General features: G+C 60.0%; 15 protein-coding genes. 5 read left to right on the forward strand and 10 right to left on the reverse strand.

Annotated features, from left to right (window positions below):
- Positions 1–36: 36 nt before the first annotated feature.
- Together mnmA and GQF02_RS15070 are read right to left on the reverse strand one after the other, a co-directional pair.
- Positions 37–1,113 carry a tRNA 2-thiouridine(34) synthase MnmA gene (gene mnmA / locus GQF02_RS15065; RefSeq protein WP_160798230.1) on the reverse strand — a complete coding sequence of 359 codons (1,077 nt, stop codon included), beginning with the start codon at positions 1,111–1,113 and terminating at the stop codon, positions 37–39.
- On the reverse strand, positions 1,110–1,697 hold the full coding sequence (locus GQF02_RS15070; RefSeq protein WP_235930217.1) for a hypothetical protein: 588 nt from the start codon (positions 1,695–1,697) through the stop codon (positions 1,110–1,112). Before GQF02_RS15070 ends, mnmA begins: the two co-directional genes overlap by 4 nt.
- Positions 1,698–1,752: 55 nt before the next feature.
- Between GQF02_RS15070 and rfbD the strand changes: the two genes are divergently transcribed.
- Positions 1,753–2,697 carry a dTDP-4-dehydrorhamnose reductase gene (gene rfbD / locus GQF02_RS15075; RefSeq protein ID WP_160798232.1) on the forward strand — a complete coding sequence of 315 codons (945 nt, stop codon included), beginning with the start codon at positions 1,753–1,755 and terminating at the stop codon, positions 2,695–2,697.
- Between the two features lie 3 nt (positions 2,698–2,700).
- Here rfbD and GQF02_RS15080 read toward each other — a convergent pair whose 3' ends face one another.
- The gene (locus GQF02_RS15080; protein WP_160798234.1) at positions 2,701–3,144 is read right to left on the reverse strand and encodes an NUDIX hydrolase; all 444 of its coding nucleotides are present in this window, start codon (positions 3,142–3,144) and stop codon (positions 2,701–2,703) included.
- Positions 3,145–3,205: 61 nt separating this feature from the next.
- On the opposite strand from GQF02_RS15080, the gene GQF02_RS15085 reads away from it, so the two are divergent.
- Both GQF02_RS15085 and bfr read left to right on the forward strand, forming a co-directional pair.
- The gene (locus GQF02_RS15085; RefSeq protein ID WP_160798236.1) at positions 3,206–3,502 is read left to right on the forward strand and encodes a (2Fe-2S)-binding protein; all 297 of its coding nucleotides are present in this window, start codon (positions 3,206–3,208) and stop codon (positions 3,500–3,502) included.
- Positions 3,450–3,920 (forward strand): bacterioferritin, encoded by a 471-nt coding sequence (gene bfr / locus GQF02_RS15090; RefSeq protein ID WP_124736674.1) that lies wholly within the window; start codon positions 3,450–3,452, stop codon positions 3,918–3,920. The genes GQF02_RS15085 and bfr overlap by 53 nt, the downstream gene beginning before the upstream one ends.
- A 57-nt stretch (positions 3,921–3,977) precedes the next feature.
- On the opposite strand, the gene GQF02_RS15095 is transcribed toward bfr, so the two are convergent.
- Positions 3,978–5,558 (reverse strand): YdgA family protein, encoded by a 1,581-nt coding sequence (locus tag GQF02_RS15095; protein WP_328698634.1) that lies wholly within the window; start codon positions 5,556–5,558, stop codon positions 3,978–3,980.
- Positions 5,559–5,705: 147 nt separating this feature from the next.
- Here GQF02_RS15095 and GQF02_RS15100 point away from each other — a divergent pair, with 147 nt between their 5' ends.
- Entirely contained in the window at positions 5,706–6,884 is a 1,179-nt protein-coding gene (locus GQF02_RS15100; protein WP_124736676.1) for a DesA family fatty acid desaturase, read from the forward strand.
- A gap of 103 nt (positions 6,885–6,987) precedes the next feature.
- Entirely contained in the window at positions 6,988–7,335 is a 348-nt protein-coding gene (locus GQF02_RS15105; protein WP_124736677.1) for a RidA family protein, read from the forward strand.
- A 53-nt stretch (positions 7,336–7,388) separates the two neighbouring features.
- On the opposite strand, the gene GQF02_RS15110 is transcribed toward GQF02_RS15105, so the two are convergent.
- From GQF02_RS15110 to sbcB, 6 genes are read right to left on the reverse strand one after another with little or no spacing between them, the layout of a single operon-like run.
- Entirely contained in the window at positions 7,389–8,930 is a 1,542-nt protein-coding gene (locus GQF02_RS15110; protein ID WP_124736678.1) for a DHA2 family efflux MFS transporter permease subunit, read from the reverse strand.
- A gap of 9 nt (positions 8,931–8,939) precedes the next feature.
- Positions 8,940–10,082 carry an HlyD family secretion protein gene (locus tag GQF02_RS15115; protein WP_160798238.1) on the reverse strand — a complete coding sequence of 381 codons (1,143 nt, stop codon included), beginning with the start codon at positions 10,080–10,082 and terminating at the stop codon, positions 8,940–8,942.
- Positions 10,083–11,507, reverse strand: a complete 1,425-nt coding sequence (locus GQF02_RS15120; RefSeq protein WP_160798241.1) for an efflux transporter outer membrane subunit — start codon at positions 11,505–11,507, stop codon at positions 10,083–10,085.
- Positions 11,508–11,563: 56 nt separating this feature from the next.
- A complete protein-coding gene (locus GQF02_RS15125; protein ID WP_124736681.1) occupies positions 11,564–12,076 on the reverse strand; it encodes a MarR family transcriptional regulator in 513 nt (170 codons plus the stop codon).
- 41 nt (positions 12,077–12,117) lie between these two features.
- On the reverse strand, positions 12,118–13,062 hold the full coding sequence (miaA, locus tag GQF02_RS15130; RefSeq protein ID WP_160798243.1) for a tRNA (adenosine(37)-N6)-dimethylallyltransferase MiaA: 945 nt from the start codon (positions 13,060–13,062) through the stop codon (positions 12,118–12,120).
- 46 nt (positions 13,063–13,108) lie between these two features.
- Entirely contained in the window at positions 13,109–14,533 is a 1,425-nt protein-coding gene (gene sbcB, locus GQF02_RS15135) for an exodeoxyribonuclease I (RefSeq protein WP_160798245.1), read from the reverse strand.
- Positions 14,534–14,794 lie beyond the last annotated feature (261 nt).

Here is a 14,794-nt window from a genome sequence, read left to right on the forward strand (position 1 = left end):
AAGGGGGCACGCAATGCGTGCCCCCTTATTTTATGGCTACATGATGATGCCGCCGCCCAGACAGATATCTCCATCGTACAGCACGGCAGACTGGCCCGGGGTTACCGCCCATTGCGCCTGGCTAAAGGCAAGGGTGGCCTGGCCGTCGATGACCGGGCTTAAGGCACAGGCTGCATCCGCCATGCGGTAACGGGTTTTGGCCTGATAGTCTCTTGCCTCGGGCGCGCCATCCAGCGTCCATGACAGGTCAGCCATGGTCAGCGTTTTCTTTAGCAGCAGCGGATGGTCATGACCTTGCACCACGATCAGCCTGTTGGCTGGAATATCCTTGCCGGCGACAAACCACGGCTCGCCATTGCTGTCTTTGGATCCGCCGATATTCAGTCCCTTGCGCTGGCCCAGCGTGTAATACATCAGCCCTTCATGTTCGCCAACGCGCTTACCGTCCGGCGTCACCATCTCGCCGGGGCTGGTCGGTAAATAGCGCTTGAGAAACTCGCGGAACGGCCGTTCGCCGATAAAGCAGATGCCGGTCGAGTCTTTTTTAGCCGCGGTGGGCAGGCCCGCCTGTTCGGCCAGACGGCGTACTTCGCTTTTACGGATATCGCCCAGCGGGAATAATGCCTTGGCCAATTGCGATTGTTGCAGACGATAAAGGAAGTAGCTCTGGTCCTTGGTCTCGTCCACGCCCTTCATCAGGTAGTGACGGCCATCGCGCTCCAGCTTGCGCGCATAATGGCCGGTGGCGATGCAGTCGGCACCCAGTTCCATTGCGTAGTCGAGGAAGGCCTTGAACTTGATTTCGGCATTGCACAGCACGTCCGGATTGGGCGTGCGTCCGGCTGAATATTCCTTGAGGAAGTACGAGAACACCCGGTCCTTGTATTCCTTGGCAAAGTTGACGATTTCCATGTCGATGCCGACGATGTCGGCGACGCTCATCGCGTCCAGCGCATCTTGCTTGATCGAGCAGAACTCGTCGTCGTTGTCGTCTTCCCAGTTTTGCATGAAGACGCCGATGACCTCATGCCCTTGCTGCTTGAGCAGCCAGGCTGTCACCGATGAATCCACGCCGCCGGACATGCCGACGACGATACGTTTTTTTCCCGTCACGGGTGGTAACCCTTCTTCCATAGTTGATACGGCACAATGACCGGCTCATGCCCGAAATCGAAAAACCAGCTGTCGACGACCCAGTTGCTGTCGTCGGCGGTTTCGATAATCCGGCTGGCGTAGTGTAGATCGATAATCCAGGGGGCGCGCCAGACAGTGTCGGCTACCCGGTGGTGCTGCAGCAAGCCTTGCCGGGCAAGGTAATGCAGAAAGGTGGTGTCATTCTGGCTGTGATCAACACAGTCCATGCGTCCGTCTGCCGTGCCGTCGGCCAGATTGCCACCCTTGTCGCTAGCGATGGGGGCATGCTGTGCAGCCTCACGGTAGAGGCGCTGCACGGCCAAGCTGATTGCCGCCCGTTCTTCCGGTGCGCTGGCGACTTGTTTGAACAGTGCCGCGACTTCATCGCGCGTGTCGGCTGCCGGAAAAAATGAAGCACTCTTGCTGCAGCCGTAATGATAACAAATAGTTAGCGCCTCGGCCTGTGTCTTGCCTGCGCAGGCAAACAGCAGGCTACCGATAAGCAAAAGTAGCATGCGCCACGGCTTGGCTGCGGTGAGCGGGATGGCGTGTGGTGTTTGCAATGGCCGGCGTCCTTGCCAGTGGTAGAATCGAGAGATTCTACTTGCGGAGTCAGGCATGCGTCCCACTATCTTGGTTACCGGTTCCAGCGGACAACTGGGTTTTGAACTGCTGCGCGCGCTGGCACCATTGGGTAAAGTCCATGCACCGGTGCGCGCCGAGTTTGATCTGGCCCGGCCCGAGCGCATGCAGGCATGGCTGGATCGGGTGCGTCCCGACATTATCGTCAATGCCGCCGCCTATACCGCCGTCGATCAGGCCGAGTCCAAACAGGCACTGGCTTTTGCCCTCAATGCCGCCGCGCCCGAGCTGATGGCACGCTGGGCAGGGGCACATGGGGCGCTGATGGTGCAGTATTCCACTGATTATGTGTTTGATGGCAGCAAGAGCGGCCGCTATGTGGAAACCGATGTGCCCGGCACCCGCATGATTTACGGTGCCAGCAAGCTGGCGGGCGAGCAGGCCGTGCTTGCACATGCCCCGCGTTCGCTGGTATTGCGCGTGGGCTGGCTATTCAGTGCTTTTGGCAACAACTTCCTGCACACCATTTTACGCCTGGCACTGGAGCGTACCTCGCTCAGTATTGTCGCCGACCAGATCGGCACGCCCACTTCAACCCAGCTGGTTGCCGATGTAACGGCACATATGCTGTCAGCCAGCCTGTCCGGCAAGCTCTCCGAGCCATGGGGGATTTACCATGTATCGGCATCCGGCGAAGCGAGCTGGCACGAGTATGCGCGCCATATTGTGCATGAACTGACGCTGGACGGGGTCAAACTGGCCTGCGCAGAAGCCGATGTGCTGGCGATTGGCAGTAGTGACTGGCCGACACCGGCCAGTCGGCCAGCCAATTCGCGACTCGATTGCAGCAAGCTCGCGCAAAACTTCGACTTGAACTTGCCGCACTGGCACGAGGGCGTTTCGTATGCGCTGGCGCAATTGCTGCGTTCGGGTGCCCTGCGTAATACGCGCTGGACCCAGGGGGCACGGCGTAAGCTCTGAGTGTTACGGCAAAGTTTGTAGCAGCGCTAGCGGGTAGCGTGCACCTTGACGCCAGTCATGGATGCAACGCATCACCAGCGGGCTACGCAGTTGAGTCTCCCGTGCCGTTATTTCGGCTAGCGTCAGCCAGTGCGCCGCGATAATGCCGTCGTCCAGCGGCGTGTCATCCGGTGTGGCTGTGACGGTGCCGAAGAAGGTGAAACGCAGATAGGTCGGCTCACCGGGCGCGAGGTAGACACCGACCAGGCCCTGAGGAGTAAAGCGGTAGCCGGTTTCCTCCTTCACTTCGCGGCAAACGGCCTGCAGCAGGCTTTCTTTCGCTTCCAGATGTCCGGCAGGCTGGTTGTAGCGCACGCCTTGTGTGGTTTGCTCTTCGACCAGCAAAAACCGGCCGTCGCGTTCGATAATGGCGGCAACTGTGGTATTGGGTTTGAAGCGTTCGGTCATGGTTTCTCCAGAGTGCGCTGTGCCTGCTTAAAATGCAGGGATGCTTTCGTGAAAGCCTGTCATGTATGTCTGTTTGTGTTTCCCGACGACCGAGCGCCAGATCCGTCAGGCAGTACTCAATGGTGCGCGCCGCTTGCGGGACATTCGCCCGGTTGCCACGCAATGCGGCAAATGCGGGCGCTGTGCCCATGCCTTGCTTAAACAGGCCAGCAAGGCCTTGCTGCCCGCGCCGCTCAATCCGCCTTGTGAACGCGAACAGCCTTGCCATAATGCCCTGAATACCGCATTTACCCGGGAGACGCGTGATGCAAGGCGACAAGAAGGTGATCGAGTTCCTCAACAAGGCGCTCAGGAATGAGCTGACGGCCATTAACCAGTACTTCCTGCATGCCCGCATGTACCGCAATTGGGGACTTAAACGTCTGGACGAGCATGAGTATCATGAGTCCATCGACGAGATGAAGCATGCCGACCGTTTGATTGAGCGTATCCTGTTTCTGGAGGGCTTGCCCAATTTGCAGGATCTGGGGCGTTTGTATATCGGCGAGCATCCCGAGGAAATGATTGCCTGCGATCTCAAGCTGGAGATGGAGGCGATTCCGCTCTTGCGTGATGCTATCCAGTATTGCGAAAGCGTGCGCGACTATGTGACGCGCGAATTGCTGGACGATATTCTCGCCGCCGAAGAGGAGCATGTGGACTGGCTGGAGACGCAGCAGGACCTGATTGCCCGCGTCGGAGTACATAACTACCTGCAAAGCCAGATGGGCTCCTGAATAGTCCAGCCAATAAAAAGCCGGCGCGAGCCGGCTTTTTATTGGCTTGTGCACGAACTACAACGCTGCGCTCGCGTCCGTGGGTAGCGGATCTTCCTTTTCTTCCCATGGCAGGGCTACTTTTTGCTGGTTGATCTTCAGGACGCCTCCCTGAAAGTCCAGCTTGGTGGAAACCTGCTTGCCATCGAACTTGATCAGCTTCTTGTCTGCCCATTCGGCCAATTGGGCATCCAGCAGACTCTTGGCCAGATCGTCGATTTCGGCCATGTCCGGCTGGTCTTCTGCGCTGGCGTCAACGGTGAACAGATTGCGTGCCTGTGCAACCACCATGGTTTCCAGTGCCGGTTTGGGCAGTGAGACATCGGCGTCGACAATAAAGCGGCTGATAAAGGTCAGCGGTGACTTAAGGTCGGCTTCCTGGAAACCCTTGATTGCCATGGAGCCGGTCAGCGAGCTCATGCCGCTAGGCAAGCCCAGCTCAAGCTGGTGAACCACCAGCTTGGGATCGTTTTGCAGTAGCGGTACGCCATTTTTCAGGATGGTATCGATATAGCGCTTGCGCATATCGGCCGGTGCGATGTTCTCGAACGGGATCTTGGATAGCTCCTGATCCAGCTTGACCAGTGTTGGGCCGTGCAGATGGTTGGCCGAGATATCAAGCTTGAGCGGGCCGTATTTCTGCTCGTCGTAGCGGAAAGTCTCAAAGCCCAGCTTACCGCGCGTATTGACGAACTGATCCTGCTCGCTGGTAACAATCTGGTAGTTCAGCTTGGTCAGCTCGACATTGGATGGCTTGAGCTCGCCCGACGGGTTGATGAATTCGCCCACCCTGACCCGCGTGACCAGATAAATCAGCTCGTTCAGCTTGATGCTGTAAGGAATGGCTTCCTTCCAGCCCAGCTTGACGTTATTGACGTTCAGCTCGCCAGTGCCCAGACGCACGCCACTATCGCCGGGGCGAACATCGGACACATAACGCACGCCGTCAAAGGCAAAGCGTCCCTTGCTGGCCGCATCCAGCACAAAGCCCGGCGAGTCGGCTTCCAGCAGATATTCTTTGAAGCCGCGCCCGTAATCCACCTTGAGGTCGAAGCCCTGCCAGTTCATCTTGACGCCGGCCAGTGTCTCTTCGTAGTCAAACTTGGGAATGTTGACTTTCAGCTCGCCGCCACCGCCAAAGCCCAGACGGTTGGTCACGGTAATCGGTTCGGCTTCGCCGAAGAAGCGCGACAGTGTCTTGCGCGTAGCCGGGCTCATATCGAACTCGGTGGTCACCAGTGCGCGGGCCGGCATCAGGTTGAAGCTGGCAAGGCCGGGCAGCGGGCCGTGCTGGATCTTGTTGGTATAACGCAGCGTGCCGCCCAAGAGCGGGCGCAGATTATCGGGCAGAGCACCCAGATAAGGGCCGAGCAGGCGCTTGTTCAGCTCAAGCTCGGTGGTTTCGGTCGAGGAAAACCAGCCGCGCTGGTAACTATGCGACTTGATGGTAAACATCGACATGGCGGACAGCAGCTTGTGCTGTTCGGCCAGCGTTGCTTCGGCCTTGATACCGGCCCAATAGGAGAAGCCGCCATACAGGGCGGCAAGGGAGGCTGCTGTTGCTGCAGCCAGTTTCCAGCTTTGCTTCTTGATGTTCACGAAACCTGCTCTGCGTTGAGTCCAGAGTGGCATCTTACAATACTCGTTGCCGGCTGACGATGGCCTTGCCACGCAATAAACATAGCCATGCCATAAAAATAAACGATAGAATCGAGCAATCTGTCTAATTAATGGTGCGAACGCAAGATGCAGTGGCTTAACGGTTTGATTGATCTGCCCTGGTGGGGCTATATCCTGGTAGGGCTGGGGCTGACCCATATCACTATCGCATCGGTGACTATTTTCCTGCATCGCCATCAGGCGCACCGCGCGCTGGATCTGCACCCGCTACCCAGCCATTTCTTCCGTTTCTGGCTATGGCTGACCACCGGTCAGGTGACCAAGGAGTGGGCGTCTATCCATCGCAAGCATCACGCCAAGTGCGAAACGGCGGAAGATCCGCATAGCCCGGTGGTACTGGGCATACGCAAGGTGCTATGGCAGGGTTACGAGCTGTATCGTACCGCCTGCAAGGATAAAAGCATTATGGAGAAGTTCGGTCACGGCACACCGGACGACTGGCTGGAGCGCAATCTCTACACCCGCCATAGCGGCAAGGGCATTGTGCTGATGCTGCTGATCAATCTGGTCCTGTTCGGGCCGATCGGGCTGAGCATCTGGGCGGTACAGATGTTGTGGATTCCGTTCTGGGCTGCCGGCGTGATTAACGGCATTGGCCACTACTGGGGCTACCGCAACTTCGAGAATGAAGACGCCGCCACCAATATTGTGCCTTGGGGCATTCTGGTGGGCGGGGAAGAGCTGCATAACAACCACCATACTTTCGGTACTTCGGCCAAGCTGTCGTACAAGTGGTTCGAGTTTGATATCGGCTGGATGTATATCCGCATTCTCGAAATTCTGCATCTGGCCCGCGTGCGCAAAGTCGCGCCGCGCCTGATTGTGGATGCTAACCGCAATGTGGTGACGGCAGACAGCCTGCAGGCGGTGATTGCCAATCGTTATGCCATCGCCGCACGCTATGCGCGCGAGCTTAAGGCGGTGACGCATGCTGAGCTGGCAAAAATCCATCTGCCCGAACTCAAGGGGCAGGCGGGTGCCAAGATGAAGATCTGGCTTAAGCAGGATGCCAAGGATACGCCGCCGCTTGAGCGCGAGCAGTTGGCACAGGTGCTGGCACACAGCGATGTGCTGGCAACGGTCTATAGCATGCGTCAGGAACTGACACGCCTGTGGGAGCGCTCGGCGTTAACGAGCGAACAACTGGTCAGGGAGTTGCAGGACTGGTGTATGCGTGCCGAGCAAAGCGGCATCGCCGCGCTGGAAGAATTCAGCCGTAAATTGCGCGGCGCTTCGCTCGCCTGAGCCGGTAGTTGCAGCTAGCGCGGCCTCCCATGCGGGAGGCCGTTTTTCATTTGGGCGGCAGGCCGCTACACTAGCGTTTTTTGATCTGTATTAAAGGATGGCAATGTCTCTTTATCGTCACAAGGCTGGTGCGCGTCTGGCCGAAGCCGTGGTCAGCAATGGCCTGATCTTTATGGCGGGTCAGGTGCCGGAGAACGTGGACGCGGATGCCGAAGCGCAAACGGCTAATGTGTTGGCCCAGATCGATACCTTGCTGGCCGAACTGGATTCAAGCAAGGCCAAGCTGGTGGATGCCACCATTTATCTGGCCGATCTGGCTGATTACGACGCGATGAATGCCGCATGGGATGCATGGGTGATTCCGGGGCAGACCCCGGCGCGCGCTACGGTACAGGCCAAGCTGGCCAATCCGGCATGGAAAGTGGAAATCAAGATTGTCGCGGAGCGCTGATACCCGCGTCGGAAAAATACAAAACCCCCGTGGCGATGCCCGGGGGTTTTTCCTTAATGACCTGCATCCACCACTGCACCGCCGCCGGCCGGTTTGAATGGGGGCCGGGCGAGCCAAACCAGCAAGGTCAGGCCGATAAACAGGATGGAACACAGCCAGAAGATCTCGTTGGCCGAGATAAAGAAGCCCTGGCGGGTGATGTCCTGTGCGATCAGTGCCGCCGCCTGCTGCTGGCTCAGCCCCGCAGCGTGCATCTGTGCCAGCGCCGTGCTGGTGTTGGGGTCGTAGACCGAGATCTGGCTGCTCAGTGTCACATGGTGCACCGCTTCACGCCGCTCCCACCCGGTGGTGATCAGCGAGGTGCCGATCGAACCGGACAGCGTGCGCATGAAGTTGGACAGGCTGGAGGCGCTGGCAATCTGGTCGGCCCTGAGCCCCGCCAGCGAGATCATGGTCAGAGGCATGAAAAAGCCGGCGACGGCAATTCCCTGGATGAACTGCGGCCATACCACCCAGGCAAAGTCCATCTGCGGGTTGAAGGTGGTGCGCCAGTAAAAGCAGGCAGCAAAGATGAGGAAACTGGCGGTAACGATCCAGCGCAGATCCAGGCGCTGCGCGTTTTTGCCGATGATGGGCGACAGGATGACCGGCAGGATGCCGATCGGCGCCATTGCCAGCCCGGCCTGGGTCGCGGTATAGCCCATCTGGGTCTGCAGCAGTAGCGGCATCAGCACCACGGTGCCGAAGTAGAGCATGAAGCCGACGCTCAGGCACAGTACGCCGACGCTGAAGTTGCGGTGGCGGAACAGGCTCAGGTCGACCACCGGATGCGGATTGTGTTTTTCCCACACCACCAGATAGGCCAGCGCGATTACGGCTACCAGCGTCAGCGCGACGATCTCCCCCGAGGAAAACCAGTCCAGTTCTTTGCCGCGATCCAGCATGATCTGCAGGGCGCCGACACCGATCACCAGCAGCGCCAGCCCGATCTTGTCGATCGGCTGCGCGGTGATGGCGGTTTCGCGGCCCTTGAGTTCCTTCCAACTGATGGCAATTGCGGCCAGACCGATCGGCACGTTGATGAAGAAAATCCAGCTCCAGTGCCAGTTGTCCGAAATCCAGCCGCCCAGAATGGGGCCGAAAATGGGCGCCACAATCACCGTCATCGACCACAGCGCCAGCGCCATGCCTTTCTTTTCGTCCGGGTAGGACGCCAGCAGCAGGCTTTGCGACAGCGGGATCATCGGGCCGGCCAGTGCGCCTTGCAGCACGCGGAACAGGATCAGCGCCTCGAGGTTGGGCGCGATGCCGCACAGCCACGAGGTGATGACAAAACCCGTGGTGGAGAGCAGGAACAGCCTGACTTCGCCCAGACGCTTGGCCAGCCAGCCGGTAATCGGGATGGCGATGGCGTTGGCGACGGCAAAGGAGGTGATCACCCAGGTGCCTTGGCTGGCCGAGGCGCCAAGGTTGCCGGCAATGGTAGGGATGGCGACGTTGGCGATGGTCGTGTCCAGCACCTGCATGAACACGGCCAGCGACAAGGCCAGCGTCACCCACACGCGGCGGGCGCCTTCAAGTGGCTTCAGCGGCATGCGATATCCTTACTGCCCCAGGTTGGCGGCAATGACCTGGGCGACCAGCGTATTGGCGCGTTCGAGTTGGCCGGCGTAGATGTCGGTCGACAGCTGTGGCTTGCCTGCAGGGGCTTTGCTGACCAGCGGGCCGCTGGTGTCGGAGATGTCGACTGTGACGTTCATCGACAGGCCCAGGCGCAGCGGATGCTGCTGCAGTTCGGCCGGGTCCAGCGCAATGCGGACCGGCACACGCTGCACCACCTTGATCCAGTTGCCGGTGGCATTTTGCGCCGGCAGCAGCGAGAACACGCTGCCGGTGCCGGCGGCCAGACCGACGACCTTGCCCTTGAAGCTGACGCTGTCGCCGTATACGTCGGCATGCACCGTCGCCGGCTGGCCGATGCGCAGCTTGGCCAACTGGCTTTCCTTGAAGTTGGCATCCACCCACATGCTGTTCATTGGCACCAGCGCCATCAGCGGGGTGCCGGGCTGGATGCGCATGCCGACCTGGGCGCTGCGCCGCGCAATCTGGCCTTGTGCCGGTGCCAGTACGCGGGTGCGTTCGACAGCCAGCGCCGCTTCGCGCACCAGGGCGGCCGCGCGGGCCACTTGCGGATGCTTGGCGACGGTGTCCGACATCACCAGTTCGCGCTGTGCGGCCAGATCGGCTTCGGCCACCCGCAAGGCGGATTGCGCCGCACTGGCTGCATCGCGTGCATGCTGCAGTTCTTCATGGGAGATGGATTCGTCCTGGCTGGCCTGTTCGCGGCGCTTGAGGTCGCCCTCGGTGCGGGACAGCGTGGTACGGCGCTCGGCCACCACGGCTTCCAGTTTGCTCTGGCCGGTAATCAGGGTACGGGTCTGGCGCACGGCCTGCGCCAGTTCGGCTTTGGCACGGGTCAATGCCAGTGTGGCATCGGCAGGCTCCAGTTGGACCAAGAGGGCGCCGGCTTCGACTTGCTGGGTGTCCTCGGCGCCGATGGCGGTGATGGTGCCGCCGATCTGGGCCGAGACCGGGATCTGGTTGCCGGCGGCGTAGGCGTCATCGGTGCTTTCCTTGCCCCTGAGGAAAAACAGCCAGTAGGCAATGAGGGCGATGCCGATGAGGATGACGGCGATGCTCAGCTTGAGTAGCGCCTTGTTGCGGGCAATTTTCTTGTTGTCGGGCATTTACTTGCTCTCCGTTGCAAGGTGGCCGGCCAGCGCGCGCAGCAGGGCAGTCTGGGCCTGCAGTTGGCGTACATGGGCTTCGTTGTTTTCCAGCGCGGCGGCAAGTGCGCTGCGTTGGGCATGGATATTCTGGCTGGGGGCAATCAGGCCGCTGGCCAGCCGGCTGCTGCTGCGGCTGGCAATGCGCTGTTGGGTGTCCAGCGCGGCACGGCTGGCGGCATGGGCTTGCTGGCTACCCAGGGTCTGGCTGACACCATCAGCCGCTTCCTGTATCGCACCCAGCAGGGTCTGGTTATAGCCGGCAACGGCCGCATCATAGTTGGCACTTTGTGCATCCAGCGCGGCATTGAGCGCACCGGAATGAAACAGCGGCAAGGTGATACCCGGTGTGATGGCGCTGGCCAGTGCCCCGGCACTGAACAGGTCGCTCAGGTTCTGCGCCTGCAGCCCGGCCATCGCCCCCAGGGTGACGTCGGGGTAGAACTCGGCCTTGGCTGCCTTGACGCCGGATGCGGCGGCTTTGACCCGGGCTTGTTGCGCCAGGATGTCCGGCCGCTGTGCCAGTACGCGCGTGCTTAGCGTGCGGGTATCCAGCTGCCATTGCGGCAATGCTTGCAGCGGCAGGCTGGCTAGCTGCGCATCGGGCAGGGTGGTGAGGGCGGCCAGCGCATGGCGGGCACGGGCCATGCGGGTCTGGGTCGCGGCCATGCGGGTAGCCAGTTGCTGCTGCTCGCGCAGCACGCTGTCGCTCGCATCCGGTGACGCGATGCCGGAGGCCACCAGTCCTCGTGCCTGTTTCAGCTCGCTTGCAAGCAGGGCCTGATCGCGCTGCAGCAGTTGCAGGCTGTGGCGGGCAGCCATGTAGTCGAGGTACTGGGCGGTGACGGCACTGGCCAGCCAGTTACGGCTGTCTTCGGCCTCCAGCCGGGCCGCGTTTTGCCGGCTGTTGGCCGCAGCCAGCAAGGCGCGGGTCTTGCCCCAGAAATCCAGACGCCAGCCCAGGTTCAGCGAGAGCTGGTTCAGTGAAAACCAGTTGCCGGCCAGCGGCGGTGGCAGCAGGCCATATTCGGAATTGCGCAGGCGCTGGTGTGCACCTTGCAGATCCAGTTGCGGGCCATCACTGGCATCGGTCAACGCCATGCTGGCGCCAGCCTGGCGGATGCGGGCTTGTGCCAGTGTCAGCGATGGGTGGTTTTGCAGCGCCTGCTCGACCAGCCGGTCAAGTGCCGGCTGTTGCAGTGCCTTCCACCATGCGCCTTGTGCCGGCGCGGGTGTTGCAGCACTGTTGTCCAGGCCATAAGCGGCGGGCGAGAGCGCAGTTGCGTGTGGCTGGCCATCACGGATATTGGCGCAGCCTGCCAGAAACAGCCCCAGCAAGGGGATCAGTCCCAATCTGAATCGGCAGTGTTTGGTTTTATAATTCACGTGATAGTCACCTTGCTTATTATCTGGGCAGTAGAAAACTGCACGCCTGACCGGCATTAGCCCGTCAGGCGTGCGAGCAGCTTGCGCTCCAGTGTTTCCAGTTGCCTGCACTCTTCCGCGGAAAAATCCTGCCACAGCTCCTTGAGTCGGGCGCGTTGCACCGGCAGCACTTCACGGATCAGGGCCTGGCCAGCCTCGGTCAGGGCCAGTTCGGTCTTGCGCCGGTCTTCGATAGAAGGTTGACGCTGGATCCAGCCCTTTTTTTCCAGTTCATCGACGACACGGGTGGCATTGGTGCGGGAAAAGGCCATTGCTGATGAAATATCCGACGGGCTGACGCGCTCGTCCGGGCGCGAATAGATCAGCATCAGTGCCATCCATGTGGTTTCGTTTAGCTCATAGGGCTTGAGCGAAGCGTTGAACCAGGCATCGAGTTGTAGCTGGGTATAAAAATGCAGGCGCGTGAGAATGACCTCCTCACGCGGTGAACCCGGCATTTTGCGGGCGATGCGGTCAACGGCATCTTCCAGATTGGCAAGAGAGAGGCAGGGGGAAATGGGTTCTGTCATGTCCTTTATAGTAACGGACGTGACAAAGCCGGGCAAACGAATTATCTGGAACGGGTTAGCCAGTGGTCGATTGCGCCACAAGCCGGGCTAAGCAGATCCGGCATCAGGCAGTCGATCTCTATCTTGTCCATGGCGCGCAGCCAGGTGAGCTGGCGTTTGGCAAGCTGGCGCGTAGCGGCCACGCCCTTGTCGATAAAGTCAGTCATGCCGTACAAGCCATCCTGATATTCCCAGGCCTGGCGGTAGCCCACGCAGCGCATGGATGGCAGCGCAAGATTCAGCGCCGGATAGTGCTGACGCAAGGCACTCACCTCATCCAGAAAGCCGGCGTCCAGCATCATCTGAAAGCGCAGGGCGATGCGCTGGTGCAGCCAGGCGCGATCGGACGGGATCAAGGCCAGTGGCAACATGTCGAATGGCGCTGCGTCTTCCCGCCCTCGTGCATGCAGCGAAGACAGGCTCTGTCCGGCAAGTATTATGACCTCCAGCGCACGCTGGATGCGCTGCGCATCATTAGGTGCCAGGCGTGCGGCGGTGGCCGGGTCTAGTTTGGCCAAACGCGCGTGCATGGCGGGCCAGCCATGTTCGGCGGCTTCCTGATCCAGTTGGGCGCGTAGTGCAGGGTCCGCCTCGGGCAGGTCGGACAGGCCTTCACGCAAGGCCTTGAAATAAAGCATGGTGCCGCCGGCCAGCAGCGGAATATTACCGCGCGCATTAATCTCGCCGATCAGCCGGCTTGCATCGCTGCAGAACTGGGCGGCCGAATAGGCTTCGGTCGGGTTGATGATATCGATCAGATGGTGCGGGCAACTGGCCATCTCGGCCGCGCTGGGTTTGGCCGTGCCGATGTCCATATCGCGGTACACCAGTGCCGAATCGACGCTGATGATTTCGACCGGATAGCGTTGTGCCAGTGCCAGCGCGAGGCCGGTTTTGCCGGAGGCGGTCGGTCCCATCAACAGGATGGCGCGGGGAGAAGCGTTCATATGTCTTGATCTTGTCAGTGGCAGCACGTGTTTCGCTGCCTGGTTGTCAGGCGTATTGCAAGGCCCAGGCTTCGACATCGGCCAGAATGTCCTGTTTGCGGGCATCGGCACCGGGATGCAGTTCGGCGATTTCGGCCATGCAGCTTTCTATCGTGCGTCCCGGCGGGATGCCTTCATTCAATTTCCTGTGGCACCAGTTGCGCCAGCCCTGCATTTCCTGGGCTGTGAGCGAGTCGGGATAGTTGCGTGCGCGGTAGCGCAGCAGCAAACGCGCCAGTTGCGGATCGTTAAAGGCGGGTTTCTCTTGGGCGAGTGCGGCTGCAGGCAGTGTGCGCAAGCGCTCCAGAAGGCGCCGGTCAGCCGGCGAAACAAAACCGCCATATAAAGCCTCATCCACATCCAGCGCAGGCATCGCTTCGCGCCGGTATACCGCCTTCCACAGGCTATCCAGTGCGGGCAGGGCTCGTGCTTTATCGGCATGCAAAAGCGCAAGGTCAATGGAAATGCCCAGCTCTTCTGCCCGCGCTTTTGTGAGCACGCGCAAGTCTTTGCAGACAAAGGGCGACTTGTTGATATGGATGGTCTTGAGCGCCAGTCGTTGCAAGCCGGCGTTTTCCAGTTCTTCGCGGGTGGCAAACAGGCGCTGGCGGATCGCATCGGCACTGAGGCCGATCAGCTCTTCGGGGTCATGCGCCAGATCCCAGACGATGACTTCATTCTTATTGGTCGGGTGCTCGGCCAGCGGCCAGACGATGGCCAGATTGCCGCGTGCCGCACCATACATCCCGGATATGTGGATAAGGGGTGCCGGGGCGTGCAGGCTGATCTGGTGACGCACATTATCCTTTTTGCGCAGCGCCAGACAGAAGTCGAATAAGCGCGGCTGGTGTTGGCGGAACAGGCGCGCCAGTGCCAGCGTCGCGCGTACATCGGACAAGGCGTCGTGCGCCGTTTCGTGTGCCAGGTCATTGGCAGCCGTCAGTTTTTCCAGCTTGAAGCTGGGCAGGTCATCCTCGCCTAGTGGCCAGTTGATCCCCTGCGGGCGCAAGGCATGCAGAGTGCGCGCCACATCCAGAATGTCCCAGCGGCCGCATTCGTTTTGCCATTCGCGCCCGTAAGGGTCCATCAGATTGCGCCAGAACAGGAAACGGGTGACCTCATCATCGAAGCGGATCGAGTTGTAACCGACGCCGATGGTGCCGGGGCGGGAGAACTCGCGCAGGATGACGGCGGCGAACTCGTTTTCGGCGACCCCATGTTCCAGGCAGTATTGCGGCGTGATGCCGGTAATCAGGCAGGCAGTGGGGGAGGGGATAAAGTCGGGACCGGGCCGGCAGTACAGCATCACCGGCTCCTCGATTTCGTTTAGCTCGCTATCGGTGCGGATGCCGGCAAACTGGGCCGGCCTGTCCTGGCGCGCAATGGCACCAAAGGTTTCATAGTCGTGCCAGAAGAAGGTATGGGTATGCATGCAGTGGCTAGCTTGAGCTTGAAGACCAGCGATTGTCGCACTGCTTGGTGTTTGCCGCTATCCGTCAGGCAGGCGCAAAAAGATAAACCTTCATTTTTATTGCGAATGATGGTTTATGGTTTTTTTGTTTTAAATCAAATGGATGGTTTTTGATTTGGGTGGTTGGCTGCGGGTGTTTATGTTTTATGGCGTGATTAGTGGTTGACGCACCTGTCCGAAGTCCGTATATTTCGCCTCCTCAGCTGACGACGCAAACGAAAC

This window comes from Craterilacuibacter sinensis (genome assembly GCF_009831765.1).
Classification (GTDB): Bacteria; Pseudomonadota; Gammaproteobacteria; order Burkholderiales; family Chromobacteriaceae; genus Craterilacuibacter; species Craterilacuibacter sinensis.